Genomic DNA, 18,133 nt, shown 5'->3' on the forward strand with positions numbered 1-18,133 from the left:
TATGTCATCTTTAGAAAGGGTAAATGGTTTTTTTGAAGCAAGTATTCAAGCAAAGATTGAGACAGCAAATATTTTACCTCCAGCTATTGCACAGGCTGCAAAAGCGATGGTGTCTTGTTTAGAAAATGGTGGTAAAATTCTAGTATGTGGTAATGGCGGATCAGCAGCTATAGCGCAGCATTTCACCTCTAAGCTTCTAAATCATTTTGATATGGAGAGACCTCCTTTACCAGCAGTAGCCTTAACAGCGGATGTTGCAACAATTACAGCTGTTGGAGATCACTATGGATTTGCCCATATTTTCTCTAAGCAAGTAGCAGCATTAGGCAATGAAGACGATATTTTATTAGTTGTATCTGCAAATGGTGACTCACAAAATATTATCAATGCTGTTGAAGAAGCACATGACTTAGATATGAAAGTTGTTGCATTGACTGGTGCAATCGGTGGTAGATTGCAAGCTATGTACAATGCAGATGATATCGAGTTAAGGGTTCCTTCTGACAATATGGCAAATATTCAAGAGAACCATTTTCTTATAATTCATTGTTTGTGTGATATTATAGACCAGAAATTATTTGTAGGCTTAGAAGATTAATATAATGACATTTAAAACTATATTAAAGAATGTATGTATTGTTTTGTTCTTTTTAAGCTTATCAGCTTGTGGAGTTATTGAGCCTTATACGGCTCCTGTTCCTCAAGGTAAAGAGATTAAGAATAAAAAACTTTTTGATATCAAGCCTAATATGACTAAAGGCGAGGTTGTTTATATATTAGGCTCGCCAGATATTATCGATACATTTAATCCAAACCAGTATATTTATATAAATACATATAAAAAACATATGACTGATACTGATTATAGTGAGTCAAAACTAATACTAACTTTTAATAATCAAGATAGATTGATAGGTATATCAGGTAATTATGCTCCACCAACTGATGAACCAGTTTTCTAAATTAATAAAAATATGAAAAAACAAAATATATTCAATATCCTAATTATTAGTGCTATTGCTGTAGGATTTTTATTCCTCAACTTTTGTCAACCTATCTTTGCAGATGATTTTGGTAGATTATCTGCGTCAGCTTTAACCAAAGGCAATTTGATAAGTATAGTATATAACCAATATTTGAACTGGACAGGCAGGGTATCTGCAGAGTATTTGGCTTACTTGCTTTTCAATAAAGATCACCTTGTTATAAGCCTCTTTATTATAGATATATTAAACTCTATACTTTTTAGTATATTTATCATTCTCAGTTTTAAAATTGTAAGTAAGGATCAATATGAACTTAGCTCCAAACGCTTTGTGATTTTTTTCTTTTTCTTGAGTTTTATTTTTTTATACTCTGGGGTGATAGGTAATGCTTTATGGAAAACAGCGGCAATTCAGTACTTCTGGGGAATTGTATTGTTGGTAGGGTATTATTACTTTATTTTTATAAGGCAAAAAAACTCCATAACTTTTAGTATTTTTGTAGGAATTTTTATAGGTTTATATAATGAAATATATGTAGGAGTTTTAACTATCCTTTTATTAGCATATTTCCTTGACTGTAAATTGGACAATAAGAGTATCAATAGAAATGTAGTTTACTTTTTTGTCGCCCTTATAGTAGGAGGTATTATATTGGCAGTAGCTCCTGGTAATTATAAAAGACTAGATGTTTTAGCAGGTTCGAGAAATATTGATTTGTTACAGAATATAAAGTTTATGTGGCAACTATTGATTTATCATCCTTATGCGAAGCTTTTGCATTATATGTTGGCTTTTATAGGACTGCTTTTAATTTTGGATAAGGATATTAGGCTTAAAACAAAGTTTATTTATTTTGCTGCATTGATTAGTTCTTTGTTCGTTTTGACTCCGATTGTTGGCCAGTATGGAGGATTAAACCAAAGAGTTTTAATGATTTATTATGTACTATTTTTTATGATTATTTTTGGATTATTATATAATTCTAAAAATGTTTTTATTATAAGGTTTATTGAAATTCTTTGTAGATTATCCTGGCTGCTGTTGATTTTACTTTTATTTCAGTTATGGATGCTTTTCTCAGTTTACGATTCATTACATGATTATGAATCGCAAAGACAGCAACTAATACACTATTATCATGAGCATGATGTCAAATCTGCATCTTTTCCGGTAGATTATAGGCTCTATTTAGATAAAAATTATAGATTTGTCTACTTTGATGATATTACTTTTAATAAAAATGATTGGAGAAATAAGGGCTTTGCTAATTACTATGGTTTTGATAGTGTTGTATTAAAAAGATAAATTATAAACCAAAGTAAAACTCAGTATCTGTTTCATTTACGATTACACGATAATCTATAGAGACATCAGAGTCATTACACAAGGATTTCAAATCACTCAATAAAATATTTCCTAATAATTTCCTTAGTTTAGGACTTCTACCTGGTAGAATGTCAATCTCAAGTTGAATAAAGCCATCAAAGTTACTTGAACTGTCGCCAACTAGATAGGTTTTGCATGGGTAGATAAGAGTTCTGCATGTATGAATGTCTGTTTTAATCACTTCAATAAGTTTAGAGTGTAGGCTTCTAGAAAAGTCATCTAATTTATTCGAGATTTTAATATTATCTGTATAGTGAATTTTAATTGTAGGCACAAAATAACCAATTTTCTGCTAATACAGAAAATAGTAGCATAAATGAAAGTAATATGTTTATAGAAGAAACTTGATAAAAAGAAATAATTAAGCAGCTGTAGAAAGAGCTTTGATCTTAGCACTTAGACGAGACTTATGTCTAGCAGCTTTGTTTTTATGGATTAGACCTTTAGAAGCGTATTTATCTAAAATAGGAACTACTTTTGCGAAGTTCTCTTTAGCAGCTTCAACATCACCTTTCTCGATCGCATAAGCAGCTTTCTTTAAGAAAGTTCTCATCATAGAACGACGTGCAACGTTGTGTTGACGATTTCTTTCAGCTTGAATAATTCTCTTTTTTGCTTGTTTTGAGTTAGCCAATTTAATTCTCCAGTTTTAATTTTTTAACTTTTATAACCTTAGGCTTCTCTAGGGGGATACGTGAGAAACACAAATATATAAATTTAATAGCTAAAGTATTTTGCATACATTGTATATTTTTGTCAACAGAATTTGTAATATTATTAATGATTATTTCGTTATTTAAATATGGCAATCACTACATTTTAAAGTTATTTTATAGCATAATAGGTATCTAGATTTATTAAATAAAAAATTACTTCTTAGTAGCAACAGAGCTTAAATATTATGAAAAATATCAGAAACTTTTCGATAATTGCACATATTGATCATGGTAAGTCTACTCTTTCAGATAGATTTATACAGGTGTGTAATGGTTTGACTGAGCGTGAAATGAAAGAGCAAGTCCTAGACTCTATGGATATAGAAAGAGAGCGTGGAATCACTATCAAAGCACAATCTGTAACTTTAGATTATGTAGCTAGGGATGGTCAAACATATCAGCTTAACTTTATTGATACTCCTGGGCATGTTGATTTCTCTTATGAGGTATCGCGTTCATTAGCTGCCTGTGAAGGTGCCTTGCTGGTGGTGGATGCAGCACAAGGTGTTGAAGCTCAGACAGTAGCTAACTGCTACACAGCTATTGATCAGGATTTAGAGGTTATACCAATTTTAAATAAGATTGACTTACCATCTGCAGAGCCTGATAGAGTCGCAGAAGAGATTGAAGAAATAATAGGTATCGATGCTACTGGAGCAACTACATGTAGTGCTAAAACAGGTATAGGTGTTGAAGATGTTTTAGAGACAATTGTTGCTAAAGTCCCAGCACCAGAGGGTGATGTTAATGCAAAGCTGCAAGCTCTAATAATAGATTCATGGTTTGATAATTATCTAGGTGTTGTTTCTCTTGTGAGGATTAAAAACGGAACTCTTAAGAAAGGTGAGAAATTTAAAGTTATGTCAACTGGAGTTTCTTATCAAGCTGATAGAGTTGGGGTATTTACTCCAAAGATGAAAGATCTAGATCACTTGAAAGCTGGTGAGGTTGGTTTTATTATAGCAGGTATTAAAGATATTCATGGAGCTCCTGTAGGTGATACTCTAACTCATACGCATAATCCAACTGATAAACCTGTTCCAGGATTTAAAAAAGTCCAGCCACAAGTTTATGCAGGGATGTTTACTATAAGCTCAGATGATTATCCTGATTTTAGAGAGGCATTAGATAAGCTAAGTTTAAATGACGCTTCACTGTTTTTCGAGCCAGAAGTTTCACAAGCATTAGGATTTGGCTTTAGATGTGGCTTCCTAGGAATGCTACATATGGAAATTATTCAAGAGAGGCTTGAAAGAGAATATAATCTTGATTTAATTACTTCAGCACCAACAGTTGTCTATAAGGCAATCAAGAAAGATGGTGAAACTATAGAAGTAGATAATCCATCAAAATTGCCAGAGCCAGGTGCAATAGCAGAAATACATGAGCCAATTGTAAGAGCGAATATTCTTGTGCCAAAAGACTATGTTGGTAGCGTAATTACAATATGTGTTGAAAAAAGAGGAGTACAAGTCGATCTTAACTATGTTGGTAACCAAGTGTCTATAACTTACGATTTACCAATGATTGAGGTGGTGTCTGATTTCTTTGATACTCTCAAATCTGTTACGAAGGGTTATGGTTCATTGGATTACGAGCTAATTCGCTATGAAGCAGCAAATATGGTTAGGCTAGATGTGCTTATAAATGGAGATAAAGTTGACGCATTAGCAAGTATAGTTCATAAAGATCAAGCAAAGTACAAAGGTAGAGAACTTGTTGAGCGCCTTAAAGAGCTAATTCCAAGACAAATGTTTGAAGTAGCAATTCAAGCAGCTATAGGTGGGACTATTGTTGCCAGAAGTACAGTTAAAGCATTGCGTAAGAACGTTTTAGCAAAGTGTTATGGTGGTGATGTTTCGCGTAAGAAAAAATTACTAGAAAAGCAAAAAGAAGGTAAAAAGAGAATGAAAAATATTGGTTCTGTTGAAATTCCTCAAGAAGCTTTCTTGTCAGTTTTGAAGAAATAGTCTCTATAGTTATTACTATTTGTAGTGACAGATCATTGATCTGTTAGCCTATATTAATCTATCATAAGACAGCACACTGTGCTGTCACTACAAAAGGGTATAAAATATTTAAATATGCAAAATAAAAAAATAATAGTAGGTATATCAGGAGGAGTTGATTCATCTGTTTCTGCTTTGTTGTTAAAACAGCAAGGTTATGATGTAACAGGTGTTTTTATGAAAAACTGGGAAGAAGATGATACTGATGATTTTTGCTCAGCAGAACAAGATATTGCTGATGCTCAAGCAGTGTGTGACTCTATTGGGATACCTTTCAAAAAGATTAATTTCGCAGCTGAATATTGGGATAATGTATTCGAGCACTTTCTAACAGAGTATAAGGCTGGTAGGACACCTAATCCGGATATTTTATGCAACAAGGAAATCAAGTTTAAAGCTTTTTTGAGCTATGTGCATTTGTTAGGAGGTGACTATATTGCTACAGGACACTATGCTCGTACTAAAGTGGCTGAAGATGGTTCAGTGCAGTTAGTCAAAGGTCTTGATGATAGTAAAGATCAAACATATTTCTTATACACACTTGGTCAAGAGCAGTTAAAGCAGACAATGTTTCCTATTGGTGATATTGAAAAATCTAAAGTACGTGAGATTGCTAAAGAGAATAAATTGGTAACATTTGATAAGAAAGATAGTACAGGGATATGTTTCATAGGTGAGCGTAAGTTTAAAGACTTTTTATCGAAGTTTTTGCCAGCTCAAAGAGGCGAGATACATGATGAAAATGGTATCAAGATTGGTATGCATGATGGGCTTATGTATTATACGATTGGGCAAAGACAGGGTCTTGGTATAGGTGGTGTAAAAAATCGCCCTGAAATACCATGGTTCGCAGCCCAAAAGGATTTAGAAAATAATGTTTTAGTTGCTGTTCAAGGTCATGATCATCCAATGCTATTCAAAGATACATTACAAGCTATAGACCTTAGTTGGGTAGCTGGATCTGCTCCAGCAGATAGTTTTAGATGTAGTGCAAAAGTTCGCTATAGGCAAAAAGATCAGTCTTGTAATGTGCAAATAAATGAAGATGGTTCAGTTAATGTGGTTTTTGATGAGCCACAAAGAGCAATAACTCCAGGACAATCTGTAGTCTTTTATGATGGTGAGATTTGTTTAGGAGGAGGGATAATTATTTAGATTTTTGTTAATATTTATATGTTAATTATTATCACTTGCTAATGTGGTTTTCTGATTATCTGTTGAGTCAGTCTGTTTTTCTTGGGATGAGCTAGTATTAGAGCTACCGTTTGTAGCTATTTCTATAGCACTACCGCTATTTGCAATAATATCATCATTATCTTGATCAGCTTTTGTAATTAACTCATGATCTAGGGTTGCCGCATCACTAGATATTTCTTGACGAGTATAACTAGACTTCTTGGTAGATGTATCAACCACATCATTCAAGTAGACACCGACTTCTTTTTTGACATCTTTTTGGCTTTTCAAAACGTCTCTTTGCATAAATTGCGCTTCATGCACTGTATCAATAGTCATATGAGTATATAAAAACTCTGGATCAATAATATATGGTCTGAGGGATGTATTGTATTCTTTTTCTAGCTCAGGGAAATCAACAGTATAAGCTACTTTTATGCGCTTTGTACCATCCCTATCAGTTATTAACATTGCAACAAGATCTGAATCTATAGGGTACTGTTTTCTAACTAAGTGATACTGTTGTTTTCTATCGAGAACTATTTGTCTGACAGGAGTTGCGTATACACTTTCAGTCTTTATAGGCTTGTTAACAGTTGTTATTCCGGCTTTTTGAAGTTCTGCCATAGCACGATTACCATAATTGTCTTTAGCTAACTTAAGATCAATCTCAATCATCTTAGCAAGTACTTTCTCTCTAAACTCTCTAGTTTGCTTTAAAGTAAATGCAAGACAAGTTCCAGTATCATCTTTTTGGAAACAACCATTTCTTTTGTCAATTAGTACAAAAAGTTTTCTGGTTTTATCGTAGTATAGTTGGTAATCAGGAGTATTATCACCATGACCAAGATAAACAAACTGGTCATTTGATAGCATTCCGCATGAAGTAACAGTTAAAATTAGTAGTAATAGTGATATTTTGCTTAATATCTTGCGCATATTTCAAATTCCATAATTTAACAACAATTTCAAGACATAATTTTTGCTTAGTGACGCTAAAAAGTAAAGCTTTGATTACAGGAAAATACTAAAAATTAAGTTTTGGCATTTTCTTGCATCAGTTTTTTATATTTTTTCTCTATCATTTTACGTTTAAGTGAACCAAGATGATCAAAAAAGGTAACACCATTTAGATGATCTATTTCATGTTGGATACATCTTGCTAGGAAATCATCTTTTTCAATTTCAATCTCCTCACCGAACTCATTAAGTGCTTTTATCCTAACTCTTGTTGCTCTATTAACCTTAGCAGAAACTCCAGGAAATGATAAACAACCTTCTTCATCAATTATCTTACCACTCTGGTCGATTATCTCAGGATTGATGATTGTAATTGTTTCGGGAGTCTCACTCTCTAAGTTATCATACATGATAAAGAATCTTTTTTTGATACCAACTTGTACTGCAGCTAAGCCAACACCATTTGCTTCTATCATTAAATCGCGCATCTCTGCTATTGTTGCTCGGAAATCATCATTGATTTCTTCTGGTGTAACTTCTTGTGCCACTTCTTTGAGTATTGGGTGAGGATACTTTAGGATCTCTAAAGACATATTTTATACTCCTTGTTCTAATATATCTTTTTTCATTTTTGCCATAGTTAGGGCTGCTTGAACACAGTATTTGCCTTTGTGTCCTTTTTTGCCACCAACTCTTTCTAATGCTTGTTCTTTATTGTGTGTAGTTAATATACCAAAGATTACTGGAAGGTTATACTCATGCATAACTCTTTGCGTACCATAGCTTACTTGATCACAAACATAATCATAGTGATCTGTCTCGCCCCTGATTACACAACCAAGAAGTACAATCGCATCAACTTGGTTAGTCTCTGCTAAAAGTTTAGCAGCATAAGGCAACTCTACTGCACCTGGAACTTTTTTGATATATATTTGACTATCTTTTAGACCTTGAGCATATGCTTCTTCTAGGGCTCCTTCAAGCATTTTATCCGTTATCAATGAGTTAAATTCACTTACGACAATAGCTAGTTTTCTCATGCTCTATATTCCTTTGATTGTATGTTTTGCTTTATTTTTCTTGGTTATTAAGTAGTTTCTGTTATGTGAATTTACAAATGCTTCACAGTATACAGGCTCTGCATCTATATCTACATTTCTGAGGGCTGCTAATTTCTCAGGGTTATTTGAGATAAGCTTACACTTATTTACTTTATTATATTTTAGGACTTGTATAGCTAAGTCATATTTTCTTGCATCACTTGGCAAACCTAGAGCTAAATTGGCTTCTATAGTGTCCATATTTTCATGCATTTGTAAGTTATATGCTTTGAGTTTGTTTGTTAGGCCAATGCCTCTACCTTCTTGATTAAGGTAAATAAAGAAGCCACCTTCTTGAGCAATCATCTCAATACCTTTTTGAAGTTGATCTTGGCAGTCACAGCGTAGTGATCCAAAGATATCCCCGGTCAAACAAGAGGAGTGCATTCTAACAAAAGGTGTTTCACCCTGATAGGCTTTTGACAAGACCACAACTTCTTCATTAGAAAAGTTATCCCTATAAACACTCATCTCAAGCTCACCTATATTCTTAAAAGGTATAGTTGTTCCGACCAAGCGACTAACAAAAATTTCAGTTGCTAAACGGTACTGATAAAGTTCAGCAATAGTTAAAAGAGGTAAGCTATACTTTTTGGCAAATGCTTCTAATTCAGGTGCTTTCATCATTGTGCCATCTTTGTTCATCAGTTCACATAGGACACCTGCACTATTGAAGCCACTTAGCTTCATAAGATCAACGGTTGCTTCAGTATGACCATTTCTACCAAGTACACCTTTATCATTTGCTATGAGTGGGAAAATATGTCCTGGTCGAGCTAGCTCCTCGGCTTTTGCATCAGCTTTTGATGCTACTTGTATTGTGTGGGCTCTGTCTTTTGCAGATACTCCGGTAGTCACACCTTCTTTGGCTTCTATAGTTATAGTAAATGGGGTTGTAAAAGTACTATTATTTTGATCAGCTGCTACCATTGGTGTTAGATTTAACTGCTTTGCTTTTTTTGAATCCATTGCTAAGCAAACGATACCACTTGTGTATTCAAGCATAAAAGCAATATTTGCTTCTGTGGCTTTCTCACCTGGTAGAATTAGGTCTCCTTCATTTTCTCTATCATAATCATCGAGCACAACCACAGGCGTACCTTGCTTGAGAGCTTGTATTGCGTTTTCAATATTTTCTTTTATTTGTCTAAACATTTTCTTTAAATCCTTGTATATATTTGTAGATATACTTACCTGTTGCATCAGCTTCAAGATTTACAATAGAGCCCTTAGTATAGTTCTTTGCAATAGTGACCTCAATAGTATGCGGTATCAAAGTTACTGTAAAAGAGTCTTCAAGAGTATCGATTACAGTTATGCTCATACCATCTATAGTCACAAATCCCTTTGTGACTAGATACTTAAGTAATTCTTTGGATGCTGAAATCTCAACTAGCCATGCTCCACTGGCATCTGTGATATTTATGATTTGTCCAGTTTCATCAATATGACCTTGTACCATGTGCCCACCGACATGATCGCCATAGCGCATAGCAAGCTCAGTATTCACTAACTGATTTTCTACTAGGCTATTTAGATTAGTTCTTTGTAGGGTTTCTGGAACTGCGTCAAAATTCGCAGTTAAATTTTGTTTATCGATTTCAGTTACTGTAAGACAAGTGCCATTGATAGCAACGCTGTCACCAATATTGCAATTTGTACTATTATTAAACCTTATACAAAAGGTTTTTATATTACCTTTATCTATTATACTTTCTATTGTTCCTAGTTCTTGGACAATGCCACTAAACATTGGTAGTTTCCTTAAAATATGAATTTATTAGTAAATCTTCACCTAAAAAAGATACATCTTGAAATATGAGCTTCTCTTTAGGATTGCACCCTGCAATTACAACAGGCGATAAATATGTTACAAGTTCATTAATTAGTTTTTGATTTATAAAATTTTCTAGAGTTTTTTTACCACCTTCAACCAAAAGGCTTGTTATCCCTGTTTGTCCCATTTTGTTTAGAAGGCTGTCTAAGCAAACCTGATTCTGGAATGTTGGCAGTAGCCAGTATTCAATACCAAGATTATCTAGTTCACTGGCAACTTGAGCAGAAATTTTTGAACAAACAAAAATAGTTTTTGCATGATTTTGGTCTAAAACTTTCCAACGCTTATCTATTTCTAAGAGGTTGTTGGATATAATAAATCTAGTAGGGTGTTTCTTTTTGTTTAGCTGTATTCTTACATCAAGGCTTGGGTTATCGTTAATTAGAGTTTGCTTTCCTATAAGTATTGCATCACAAATATTACGTAGCTGGTGAGTGTTTACAAATGCTTCTTTAGAACTGATTTTTTTTGAGTCATTACCATTTACAGCTATTTTGCCATCAAGAGACATTGCCCATTTTGCATACACAAAAGGTCTTTGAGTTTTTTGGTAGTGGAAAAATATTTTATTTTGATCTTGAGCTTGTTTTTCTAAGACTCCAACTTTGACTTCTATTCCAGCATCTTTGAGTTTTTGTATGCCTTTGCCAGCAACTAATGGGTTAGGGTCAAGTGTCGCGACCACTACCTTTTGTATGCCCGCTTTAATTAAGGCATCCGTACATGGCGGAGTTTTTCCGTGATGGCAACATGGCTCTAAGGTTACGTATGCAGTAGCACCTTTTGCTTTGTCTCCAGCTTTTTTCAGTGCATGAATTTCTGCATGACCCTCTCCTATAGCTTCGTGCCAACCTTCTGAAATAATGGCTCCATTTTTTACTATTATGCATCCAACCATAGGATTTGGAGATACTGATAGCTTACCTCTATTCGCTAGCGTTAGAGCTTGTTGCATATAATAGTTTTCAATATTTTTCATTTGCCCAGTTAAAATTGTTAGTTACACTTAGGGCAGGGATAGCAAAACGAAATAATACACAAACAGCCAACAAAGCAGTTGCTATTACTAAGTTCTACTTATGAATTTCTTCAATCTTCTTTCATCCAGACTATACTGTCGGCTTTGGAGTTACACCAAATCTGCTTGACCTTTTTAGTATCTAAAAAGCGCTCGCGGGCTTCTGTGGTTAGACAGTTACCGCCGGTAGGGAATTTCGCCCTGCCCTGAAGATTATTTTGAAATTATAACACTTCTAAACTTTATATAGTAAGAAAGTTTTTAAATAAAATATGCAAAATCATGAATCAATATTATAATTGTAAAATAGCCGTTTATATGGAGCTGAAATGAATCAGTATTATATATTTGTAATATTATGTGTTATAGCAGCCTTCTCTAGTTACGTTAACTATAGGTATCTTAAATTACCCAAAGCTATTGGGTTAACAGTTTTGAGTGCTTTGATAGCACTTTTAATTGCACTATTACTTAAGATTGATCACAAATCTTTATTTCCTATTTATACTCTGCTATACAATGTAAATTTTAAGGAAGTGGTTTTAGAAGTCCTTCTTGGCTATCTTGTTTTTGCATCAGCGATGCACCTAAACTTTGTAGAAATAAAAAGAAACTCGTATGGTATATTTATACTTTCTAGTTTAGGGGTCGTAATATCTACTTTTACAATAGGTACATTATGCTGGATTGCTGCACCATATATACTGGGGATTCATGTTGACTATGTACGTTGTCTTATGATTGGTGCTATCTTCTCACCAACGGATCCTGTTACAGTATTTGACGTATTTAAGAAAAATACAAATGTACCAAAGAAAGTAAAAACGATCTTATCAGGAGAGGCACTATTTAATGACGTATTCTCGATTGTCTTATTTTTATTTTTTCTATCTATTGTTGTAGATGGTAAGCAAAATACAGGCTCGGTAACGCTTCTCTTTATGTTTGCACAAGATATTTTGGGCGGTGCTTTACTAGGTGCTCTTCTAGGATACTTAGCAAAAACATTAATGAGTAGATTAGATGATGGATATACACTTATTATAGTCTCTCTTGCATTTGTTAGTTTTGGCTCTTGGTTTGCGACATACTTAAATGTTTCCGAGGCTGTAGCTATGGCTATAACAGGTATTGTTATAGGGAATTCTCGACCACAAGAACGAGTGTCTGTAGAGTCAAAGGCTATCCTTACTAACTTTTGGATGGTTATCGACGAGCTTCTTAATGCTTTTTTATTCGTATTAGTTGGTATCGAGATACTTGAGATGAATCCTTCTTGGTATTTTATCGCGGCAGGAGTTGTTGTTTTCGTTATCTCTGTTATTGCTAGATACAGTAGTGTGATTATTTCTCTATTTCTCACTGAAAGGAAGAAGCATGTAGACTTTTGGAGGAATAATCTTATTATCACATGGGCTGGGCTGAGAGGGGGAGTTTCTATAGCATTAGCCTTATCTATACCGTTAGCCCATAGAGAGACAAATTCATTCTCGATTGTTTATATTGCTGTTTTCTTATCAATATTTATACAGGGAGTGACCTTTAAAAAACTTCTTGGTAGATTGTATAACAATAAGGTGGCTTACTCAAAATCTTAATATATTACCTTTTTCTAAGGGGCTTTATATTTGGGGATTAAGATACATATGAGGCTAATTAACAAGTATAATAAGTTGCAAAATTGTTAGTTGTTCAACTAGAGAGGTGCTTGATTTTGAGCTTATATTCATTGTTTGTTTTGCTTTGTGTTATAGCAGCATATTCAAGTTATTTTAATTTAAGGTTTTTAGGCTTACCTAAAGCTATAGGTCTTACAGCCCTTAGTGCTTTTATATCATTATCATTATTGGTGTTGATAAAACTAGAGCCAAATTTCTTTTCACCGGTATATGATATGCTTGATAGTGTTAATTTTAAGACATTGGTGTTAAAGGTACTTTTAGGCTACCTTCTTTTTGCATCAGCAATGCATTTGGACTTTTCAAAAATTAGGAAATTTTCATTACCGATAGCTGTTTTATCTAGTCTTGGTGTCGTTGTTACGGCCTTTATAATGGGTACACTTTGTTGGTTTATGGCTCCTTTAGTTGTAGGTGTTAATATTAGCTATGTGCATTGCTTGATGGTGGGGGCGGTATTGTCACCTACGGATCCTGTTACAGTGTTTGCTGTATTTAAATCAACAAAGGCTGTTCCTGAGAAGGTTAAGGCGATACTATCTGGCGAAGCTATATTCAATGATGTGTTTTCTATAGTACTATTCTTAATTTTGCTGTCGATAATCACCAACTCTAATCAAAATGTTAGTATCAGTGAGTTCGTAATAATGCTTTTTCAAGAAGGAGCTGGAGGTATTGTTTTAGGTATGATACTTGGCTTCTTTGGTGCTCGATTGATGTCTAATTCTGATGATACCCATACGCTTATAATCATGTCATTAGCAATAGTTAGTGTGGGTTCATGGCTTGCAACTAGAATAGAAGTCTCTGAGCCTTTAGCAATGGTGGTTTGTGGTATAGTGATTGGCAACTCTAAGCCCCGGGGTGAGATTTCTGAAGAGTCAAGAAAGGGGCTCTCAAGTTTTTGGGCAATTGTCGATGAACTCTTGAATACCTTTCTGTTTGTGTTAATTGGAATAGTAGCTCTAAAAATGTCTTTTTCAGTTAATGTTTTAATAGCAGGAGTTATATTGTTTATTATAGCGCTTGTTGCTCGCTATTTGAGTGTTATTTTTTCTATGTTTTTGGTTGATAGATCTACCAAAAATCAATTTTGGAAAAATGGCTTTGTTATAACGTGGGCAGGTCTAAGAGGTGGGGTGTCCATAGCTTTAGCTTTGACAATACCTATTGAGTACAGGAGTGATCACGCATCATCAATAGTTTATATAGCAGTGTTACTATCAATATTTATACAAGGAGTTTCTTTTAGAAAAGTTTTAGATAAAGCGTATGCCAAAAAATAACTACTAATTTAGCCGTACATTTCTTTTAAGTGGCTGTTGAAGAAATCAAGTGCATTACCATAATCATACTTGCCTATAATAATTTCTATATATACACCGCTCTTATGTTCTCTAGCTTCTTTGAATGCTTGTGCTAGTTCTTCACCTGTTTTCACTTTGATTGTTAGCCAATCACTACAGCCAAAAGCTTTAGGTAAATCTTTATAGTTTAATTGAGCGAGATCATCATAGCTTGGATCAGGGTCTAACTCTAACGCTCTTTCGACCATAAAACCATCATTGTTTATGCATAATATAATAGGGTTTATTTTATATCTTCCCATTACTCCTATTTCATTAAGTGTTAGTTGATGAGATCCCTCACCTGTAATTAATACTGTTCTAGAATCAGGATTAGCTAGTGCTACGCCAAGAGTAGCTGGTGTTGCCCAACCAATAGAGCCCCATAACGTTTGATTATGATATTTTACACCTTCAGGTAAAGGTAATTTTGGCATATTAAGAGAAGATGAGCCCGTTTCTACCACAAGATTATCTGTGTTTTTTAAGAATTTTAGAACTTGAGTGTATAGCACGCTAAGCGTTAGGTTTTCTTGTGTTGTTGGAGTATCCTGTATTGTCATTCTGGAGTATTTAGGACGATAGTTTATGCTATCAGCTTTTTCTAATAAAGCATCAAGTAGCTCTGATAAATAGATATCAGTTAGATAAGTCTTTTTATCTTCGACAAATAAAGGGCCTAAATTCAGAACCTTATCTAAGTCCAAATTATTAGTAAATCCAGCAGTGTTAAAGTCAGACCATAGTGCGTCGCCTAAATTAATTACAAGATCAGCGTCTTCAAGTATCTCGGCTGTATTTGTGTCTGATAATAAACCAGCATAGAATCCTATATAGTTAGGATGTGTTTCAGATATCACGCTCTTATCATGAGGCATAATAGCAAAAGGGATGTTTAACTTTTCTATGAGTTTGATAGCTTTCTCGGTTACACCAAATCTGTCTAATTTAATAGCAGGGATAGCAACAACTTTTTTAGCCTTATTTAGGCGCTCTAACACTAGGTTTACAGCTAGCTCAAGCTGCTGAGGATTGGTCTTTAGATAACTGCAGTCTATATTATCTGGTGTTATGTCTGTGACAGGACGATTGCCACCATCTAATGAAACACTTATATAGGCGGGTTTACGGTATTTGAATGCTTCTGCTATGACTCTATTCATTTCTCTGCGAGCGTTTTCAGGGGTGATGACCGCTGAGACACAGGCTGCAGAAGCTGATAAGTCAAAGAAGTTTCCAAAAACGCCATCTCCCAATGTATGGTGAACTTGCTTTTTCTTTCCAACCGCTGCATCATTTGGACTACCAACTAAGTGAAAAACAACTAAGTTCTCTGCTTTTGAGCCCATGACACCATTTAGAGCGCTCAATTCACCAACAGCATAAGTAGTACATAAGATAGCGGCTCCATTAACTCTGGCAAAACCATCTGCAGCATAGCTAGCATTAAGCTCGTTAGCATTTACGATATTATTAAGTTTTGGATTATTGATAAGTGCGTGGTCTAGTGCAAACGCAAAATCACCAGGTACGGAGAATGAATGATCTATTCCCAAATCGACTAATCTAGATACTACATATTCAGCCACATTAGTAGCATCTTTAACAGTATCGAAAACTTTTTTACCATTAATATTCATACTCATAAATCCCTCTTTTAGTTAAAATAAATTTTGAAATTACTTTCAGCATATCTTTTGCTTATATGTATAGCAATAATTTGATAACTATATTTTTTAAAAAAACGGTAACTTGAATTAAGATGTGATTTTAGAGTGATTTTTGTGCAAGATATTGACTTGGTATTTTAAGATTCTCTTTTTGCAAAGGTGTATTTTTTGACTATTTTGCCACCAATTAGATGTTTTTGAATGATTTTTTCTAGAACCTCTGGAGTGCAGGAGTGATACCAGACATTATCAGGTTGTACTACTGCTATTGGGCCATTTTGGCAAACTCTTAGGCAGTATGTCTTTGATCTATAGATATGGCCATTTTGTGATAATTTTAGCTCTTGGAGTCTCTTCTTTAGGTATTCCCAAGATTTCAGTGAAACATCGCCGGCACAGCATTTTTGTCTTTCTTGATCACAACATAGGAATATGTGTTTTTCAATATTGTCTAAGCCTAGTTTTTTTGCTTTGGTTTCAAGTGATACTGACATTTTAGTTACCCTTAAATTTAAACAGTATAATTTTATTACAAATAGATTTAAAATTGTTGAGAAAATATTAACAAATATGGAGATAAAATGGAAAATAACATTTCCAAAGAGACGCTAGAAAAGTTAGCTCAAGCTTATCTAAAAGATATCAAAAGTAAGAGACGTTGGAAGTTTTTTACTAGAGCTCTAGTTATTTTGGTTGTTTTAGTTATGATTATACCTGGCTTATTTAGCTCATCAAAAGAGCTTACATCTCACATAGGGTTAGTCAAAGTTGATGGTGTAATAGCCGAAGATGCCGAGGCAAATGCAGAAAGGATTAATAAAAGTTTAGATGATGCCTATGCTAGTAAGGCGGTTAAAGGTGTGATCGTTGAAATAAATAGTCCTGGAGGCTCACCTGTACAATCTGACGAAATATATTCTCATATGAGGTATCTGCAGAAAAAATACCCAAATATACCTATGTATGCTGTATGTACAGATGTTTGTGCAAGTGGAGGATACTATATTGCTGCCGGTGCAAAAGATATCTATGCTAATAAAATGACAATTGTTGGTTCAATAGGTGTTATAGGTAGTGGTTTTGGCTTTACTGGGCTTATGGATAAACTAGGTATAGAGCGTAGAACATACACATCAGGCTCTAATAAGGACTTTCTAGATCCTTTTTCTCCAAAAAGACCAGAGCAAACAGCACAATTTAATAAGCTCTTGGATGAAACGCATCAAGTATTTATAGAGGCTGTTGAGCAATCAAGAGGTGACAGATTGAAAGATAAAGCTATGAATACAACATTTTCGGGAGAGCCTTTTAGTGGTATTCAAGCAAAAAATATGGGGCTGATTGATGGTTTTGCGTCAGTCAGTCAAATTAAACGTGATAAGTTTAACAATATAGATATTGTTGACTATACACAGCCATTAGACTTTTTGACAGCAGTGTCAAATAAGTTGGGAAATAGTGTTTATTATAAGGCGCTTTCAGAAACAAGCTTTAGTCTAAAATAAATACATTAAGTGTTGAAACATATAATAACCATGATTATAATCGATATTATACTAAGTTTTCTAAACTAAACATAACTAAGGAATGGAAATTATGAAAAAGACTATATTAGGTGCAATGATCGCTGGTGGTCTAATGGTATCTGCAACTACTGCTATGGCTGGTGGAGTAGGTTTTGCTAATGTTCAAGATATCTTTGAGACTTCACCTTTAGGTAAAGCGAAAGTTACTGCTGATGAGAAGAAATTGAAACCACAAATGGATCAACTTAAGCAAAACATCACATCTTTACAACAAAAAGTAAATGCTTATACTGAAGAAAAAGATGATGTTCAAGCAGATGATTCTAAAGGTGATACTAAAGATGCTCAAGCAGCTGATAAGGTAGAAGGTCAAGATAAACAACAAGCTCAGGCTGATCTTGAGAAAGCAATGAGAGAATACCAAGATCTAATGAATCAAGTTCAAAAAATGGCTTCTGATGATGCTGATGCATTCAAAGATGCTTTGACTAAAGCTTCTGCGCAAGTTGCTAAAGATAAGCAATTAGATGCTATCTTACCTGCTGAAATGAGCCTATATAATGTTGATAGTATTGATGTAACTAAAGATGTTATTGCTAAAATGCAATAATTTAGTCTCTGTAATGTAATTCTAATATATTTTTTCTGGTATCTCTTTTAAACTTATAACAATTAAAAGTCGCTTTTTTTTAACTATAAAGCTATGTATAATCTTAGCTTAGAT

At 34.1% G+C, this 18,133-nt stretch carries 19 protein-coding genes and 1 riboswitch; of the genes, 9 read left to right on the plus strand and 10 right to left on the minus strand.

The window, feature by feature from the left end:
- Position 1: 1 nt before the first annotated feature.
- From FQ699_RS06275 to FQ699_RS06285, 3 genes are read left to right on the plus strand one after another with little or no spacing between them, the layout of a single operon-like run.
- Complete coding sequence (locus tag FQ699_RS06275; protein WP_146421623.1) at positions 2-598, plus strand: SIS domain-containing protein; 597 nt, start codon at positions 2-4, stop codon at positions 596-598.
- Positions 599-602: 4 nt separating this feature from the next.
- Positions 603-962: an outer membrane protein assembly factor BamE gene (locus FQ699_RS06280; protein WP_146421624.1), complete on the plus strand. Its 360-nt coding sequence runs from the start codon at positions 603-605 to the stop codon at positions 960-962.
- Between the two features lie 12 nt (positions 963-974).
- Entirely contained in the window at positions 975-2,291 is a 1,317-nt protein-coding gene (locus FQ699_RS06285; RefSeq protein WP_146421625.1) for a DUF6056 family protein, read from the plus strand.
- A 1-nt stretch (position 2,292) separates the two neighbouring features.
- Here FQ699_RS06285 and FQ699_RS06290 read toward each other — a convergent pair whose 3' ends face one another.
- Positions 2,293-2,646 carry a tautomerase family protein gene (locus tag FQ699_RS06290; protein ID WP_146421626.1) on the minus strand — a complete coding sequence of 118 codons (354 nt, stop codon included), beginning with the start codon at positions 2,644-2,646 and terminating at the stop codon, positions 2,293-2,295.
- Positions 2,647-2,733: 87 nt separating this feature from the next.
- Positions 2,734-3,006, minus strand: a complete 273-nt coding sequence (rpsT, locus tag FQ699_RS06295; RefSeq protein ID WP_004286750.1) for a 30S ribosomal protein S20 — start codon at positions 3,004-3,006, stop codon at positions 2,734-2,736.
- 267 nt (positions 3,007-3,273) lie between these two features.
- Between rpsT and lepA the strand changes: the two genes are divergently transcribed.
- Entirely contained in the window at positions 3,274-5,058 is a 1,785-nt protein-coding gene (gene lepA, locus FQ699_RS06300) for a translation elongation factor 4 (RefSeq protein WP_013921886.1), read from the plus strand.
- A gap of 114 nt (positions 5,059-5,172) precedes the next feature.
- Positions 5,173-6,252: a tRNA 2-thiouridine(34) synthase MnmA gene (mnmA, locus tag FQ699_RS06305; RefSeq protein WP_146421627.1), complete on the plus strand. Its 1,080-nt coding sequence runs from the start codon at positions 5,173-5,175 to the stop codon at positions 6,250-6,252.
- 21 nt (positions 6,253-6,273) lie between these two features.
- On the opposite strand, the gene FQ699_RS06310 is transcribed toward mnmA, so the two are convergent.
- The 6 genes from FQ699_RS06310 to ribD all read right to left on the minus strand — a co-directional run bounded on the left by FQ699_RS06310 (position 6,274) and on the right by ribD (position 11,149).
- The gene (locus FQ699_RS06310) at positions 6,274-7,212 is read right to left on the minus strand and encodes an FTN_0109 family protein (protein ID WP_146421628.1); all 939 of its coding nucleotides are present in this window, start codon (positions 7,210-7,212) and stop codon (positions 6,274-6,276) included.
- 95 nt (positions 7,213-7,307) lie between these two features.
- Positions 7,308-7,826, minus strand: a complete 519-nt coding sequence (def, locus tag FQ699_RS06315) for a peptide deformylase (RefSeq protein ID WP_146421629.1) — start codon at positions 7,824-7,826, stop codon at positions 7,308-7,310.
- A 3-nt stretch (positions 7,827-7,829) separates the two neighbouring features.
- Positions 7,830-8,273, minus strand: coding sequence for a 6,7-dimethyl-8-ribityllumazine synthase (ribH, locus tag FQ699_RS06320; RefSeq protein WP_146421630.1), 444 nt, complete (start codon positions 8,271-8,273; stop codon positions 7,830-7,832).
- A 3-nt stretch (positions 8,274-8,276) separates the two neighbouring features.
- Complete coding sequence (ribB, locus tag FQ699_RS06325) at positions 8,277-9,488, minus strand: 3,4-dihydroxy-2-butanone-4-phosphate synthase (RefSeq protein ID WP_146421631.1); 1,212 nt, start codon at positions 9,486-9,488, stop codon at positions 8,277-8,279.
- Positions 9,481-10,086, minus strand: a complete 606-nt coding sequence (locus FQ699_RS06330; RefSeq protein ID WP_146421632.1) for a riboflavin synthase — start codon at positions 10,084-10,086, stop codon at positions 9,481-9,483. Before FQ699_RS06330 ends, ribB begins: the two co-directional genes overlap by 8 nt.
- Positions 10,079-11,149, minus strand: coding sequence for a bifunctional diaminohydroxyphosphoribosylaminopyrimidine deaminase/5-amino-6-(5-phosphoribosylamino)uracil reductase RibD (ribD, locus tag FQ699_RS06335; protein WP_146421633.1), 1,071 nt, complete (start codon positions 11,147-11,149; stop codon positions 10,079-10,081). Before ribD ends, FQ699_RS06330 begins: the two co-directional genes overlap by 8 nt.
- Positions 11,150-11,258: 109 nt before the next feature.
- Positions 11,259-11,406, minus strand: a riboswitch (FMN riboswitch).
- 111 nt (positions 11,407-11,517) lie between these two features.
- Here ribD and FQ699_RS06340 point away from each other — a divergent pair.
- Together FQ699_RS06340 and FQ699_RS06345 are read left to right on the plus strand one after the other, a co-directional pair.
- On the plus strand, positions 11,518-12,786 hold the full coding sequence (locus tag FQ699_RS06340; RefSeq protein WP_146421634.1) for a cation:proton antiporter: 1,269 nt from the start codon (positions 11,518-11,520) through the stop codon (positions 12,784-12,786).
- 116 nt (positions 12,787-12,902) lie between these two features.
- Positions 12,903-14,153: a cation:proton antiporter gene (locus tag FQ699_RS06345; protein ID WP_146421635.1), complete on the plus strand. Its 1,251-nt coding sequence runs from the start codon at positions 12,903-12,905 to the stop codon at positions 14,151-14,153.
- Between the two features lie 8 nt (positions 14,154-14,161).
- Here the strand turns inward: FQ699_RS06345 and FQ699_RS06350 are convergent, their stop codons facing one another.
- Together FQ699_RS06350 and FQ699_RS06355 are read right to left on the minus strand one after the other, a co-directional pair.
- Entirely contained in the window at positions 14,162-15,859 is a 1,698-nt protein-coding gene (locus tag FQ699_RS06350; RefSeq protein WP_146421636.1) for an alpha-keto acid decarboxylase family protein, read from the minus strand.
- 161 nt (positions 15,860-16,020) lie between these two features.
- On the minus strand, positions 16,021-16,377 hold the full coding sequence (locus FQ699_RS06355) for a (2Fe-2S) ferredoxin domain-containing protein (protein ID WP_013921896.1): 357 nt from the start codon (positions 16,375-16,377) through the stop codon (positions 16,021-16,023).
- A gap of 87 nt (positions 16,378-16,464) precedes the next feature.
- On the opposite strand from FQ699_RS06355, the gene FQ699_RS06360 reads away from it, so the two are divergent.
- On the plus strand, positions 16,465-17,388 hold the full coding sequence (locus tag FQ699_RS06360) for a S49 family peptidase (RefSeq protein ID WP_146421637.1): 924 nt from the start codon (positions 16,465-16,467) through the stop codon (positions 17,386-17,388).
- A gap of 91 nt (positions 17,389-17,479) precedes the next feature.
- Positions 17,480-18,019 (plus strand): OmpH family outer membrane protein, encoded by a 540-nt coding sequence (locus FQ699_RS06365; RefSeq protein ID WP_013921898.1) that lies wholly within the window; start codon positions 17,480-17,482, stop codon positions 18,017-18,019.
- The last annotated feature ends 114 nt before the right edge of the window (positions 18,020-18,133 follow it).

It is taken from the genome of Francisella salimarina, assembly GCF_007923265.1.
GTDB classification, from domain to species: domain Bacteria; phylum Pseudomonadota; class Gammaproteobacteria; order Francisellales; family Francisellaceae; genus Francisella; species Francisella salimarina.